This window comes from Actinomadura soli (assembly GCF_005889715.1).
Taxonomy (GTDB): domain Bacteria; phylum Actinomycetota; class Actinomycetes; order Streptosporangiales; family Streptosporangiaceae; genus Spirillospora; species Spirillospora soli.
Genome location: NZ_VCKW01000493.1, coordinates 1 through 2,674 on the forward strand (window position 1 = coordinate 1; position 2,674 = coordinate 2,674).

The 2,674-nt window shown below is 69.3% G+C and carries 1 protein-coding gene; it reads left to right on the forward strand.

Features of this window, described 5'->3' with window-relative positions; all coding sequences use genetic code 11:
* Positions 1 to 54: 54 nt before the first annotated feature.
* On the forward strand, positions 55 to 2,674 hold a 2,620-nt coding region (locus ETD83_RS41095), incomplete at its 3' end, for a condensation domain-containing protein (protein WP_230421529.1).

Here is a 2,674-nt window from a genome sequence, read left to right on the forward strand (position 1 = left end):
GTGGTGAATGAGTACGGTCCGACCGAGACGGTGGTGGGGTGTTCGGTTCATGAGGTGCGTGCGGGTGATCTGTCGGGTGAGTTGTCGGGTGGGGTGGTGCCGATCGGGCGTCCGATCGCCAACACGCGCTTGTTCGTTCTCGATGAGGCGCTCGCACCGGTTCCGGTCGGGGTGACCGGTGAGCTGTATGTGGCGGGCGCGGGGGTCGCGCGCGGGTATGTGGGGCGCCCGGGCCTGACGGCGGAGCGGTTTGTGGGCTGCCCGTTCGGTGCGGGCGAGCGGATGTACCGCACCGGCGACCTCGCCCGCTGGACACCAGACAGCCAGTTGGTGTTCCTGGGACGCGTCGATGACCAGGTCAAGATCCGCGGGTTCCGGATCGAGCTGGGTGAGGTCGAGGCGGTACTGCGCGCTCATCCTGGTGTGGGCCGGGTAGCGGCGGTGGTGCGCGAGGACGTGCCAGGTGATCGGCGGCTGGTGGCCTACGTGGTCTCTGCCAGTGGTGAAGAAGTCGATGCTGCCGCGCTGCGGGAGTTCGCGGGGCGGCGGCTGCCGGAGTACATGGTGCCTTCGGCTGTGGTTCTGCTGCCGGAGTTGCCCTTGGCCGCCAACGGCAAGGTGGACCGCCGGGCGTTGCCCGCGCCGGAGTACGCCGTGGGTGGGCGGGGTCCGGCCACGGTGCACGAGGAGATTCTGTGCGGTGTGTTCGCGCAGGTCCTCGGGCTGGAGTCGGTCGGGGTCGATGACGGCTTCTTCGACCTGGGCGGTCATTCGCTGCTGGCCGTCCGCCTGGCCTCGCGGGTTCGGGCCGCGCTGGGCGTTGAGGTGGCGCTGCGGACGCTGTTCGAGGCCCCGACGGTGGCGGCGCTGGCGGCGCGATTGGCCGATGCCGAGGTGAGCCGGGGCCGTGAGCCGTTGGGCCCCGTGGCACGACCGGAGCGGGTTCCGTTGTCGTTCGCGCAGCGGCGCCTGTGGTTCCTGGGCCGGCTGGAGGGGCCGAGCCCGACCTACAACATCCCGATGCCGATCCGGCTGGCCGGCGAGCTGGACGTGCCCGCCCTGAACGCGGCCTTGCGGGACGTGATCGGACGTCACGAGTCGCTGCGTACGGTGTTCCCGGCGGTGGACGGTGAGCCGTACCAGCAGATCCTGGACCAGGCGGAGCTCGACTGGGATCTGCAGGTTGCGACGGTTGCTCCTGACGACCTGCCCGAGGCGGTCGGGCAGGCATCGCGTTATGCGTTCGACCTTTCCGCTGAGATCCCGATCCGGGCGTGGCTGTTCGAAGCCGGGGCGGACGAGTACGTCCTCACCCTGGTGGTGCATCACATCGCCACAGATGGTTGGTCGATGGGGCCGCTGGGCCGGGATGTGTCGCTGGCGTATGCGGCGCGTGCGCGTGGTGAGGCTCCGGTGTGGGAGCCGTTGCCGGTGCAGTACGCCGACTACGCGCTCTGGCAACGCGAACTGCTGGGCGGGGATTCCGACCCGGAAAGCCTGTTGTCGGCCCAGGTCCAGTACTGGCGCGAAGCGCTGGCCGGGGCGCCGGAGGAGTTGGTGCTGCCGACCGACCGACCGCGCCCCGCGACCGGGAGTCATCGCGGCTACCGGGTGCCGGTGCGGGTGCCGGCCGAGGTGCATGAGCGCCTGGTGGGGTTGGCCCGATCCGAGGGCGTGACCGCGTTCATGGTGGTCCAGTCCGCCTTGGCCGTGCTGCTGTCGCGGCTGGGAGCCGGTACCGATATTCCGATCGGTTCGGCGGTGGCGGGGCGGTCGGATGAGGCGTTGGACGATCTGGTCGGGTTCTTCGTCAACACACTCGTGGTTCGCACCGACCTGTCGGACGACCCCGAGTTCCGTCAGGTGCTGGGCCGGGTGCGTGAGGCCACACTGAACGCGTTGGCGCATCAGGATGTGCCGTTCGAGCGGTTGGTGGAGGAGCTGGCGCCGTCGCGGTCGCTGTCTCGGCACCCGCTCTTCCAGGTCATGCTGACCTTGCAGAACATGGAACGCGCGACGCTCGATCTGCCCAATGCACAGGCCGGAACCGCGCTCCTGGACGAGGCCACCACGATGGCGCGCTTCGACCTGGACCTATCTCTCCAAGAAATGTTCGACGAAGACGGTAACCCGGCCGGGTTGCGTGGCTCGCTGGTGGCCTCAGCGGATCTGTTCGATGTGGCGTCGGTTGAGGTTTTGGTGGAGCGGTGGGTGCGGGTGCTGGGGTCGGTGGTCACGGCCCCGGACGCGCGGTTGCGTCAGGTGGATGTCCTGGACGCCGATGAGCGTCGGGTGGTCCTGGACGGGTGGAATGACACGGCGGTGGAGGTGGCGTCGGCGTCGTTGCCCGAGCTGTTCGAGGCGCAGGCGCGTCGGACCCCGGATGCGATCGCGGTGGTGTTCGAGGGCGTTGAGGTGTCGTATGCGGAGTTGGACGCCCGCGCGACCCGGTTGGCGCGCCGTCTGGTCGCGGAGGGTGCGGGACCGGAGTCAGTCGTAGCGGTGGTGTTGGAGCGAAGCGTCGAGTTGATGGTGGCGTTGTGGGGTGTGTTGAAGGCGGGTGCGGCGTATTTGCCGGTGGATCCGGGGTATCCGGCGGGGCGGGTGGCGTTGCTGTTGGAGGACGCGGCGCCGGTGGTGGTGTTGGACGACCCGGCGGTCGTGGCCGACTGGT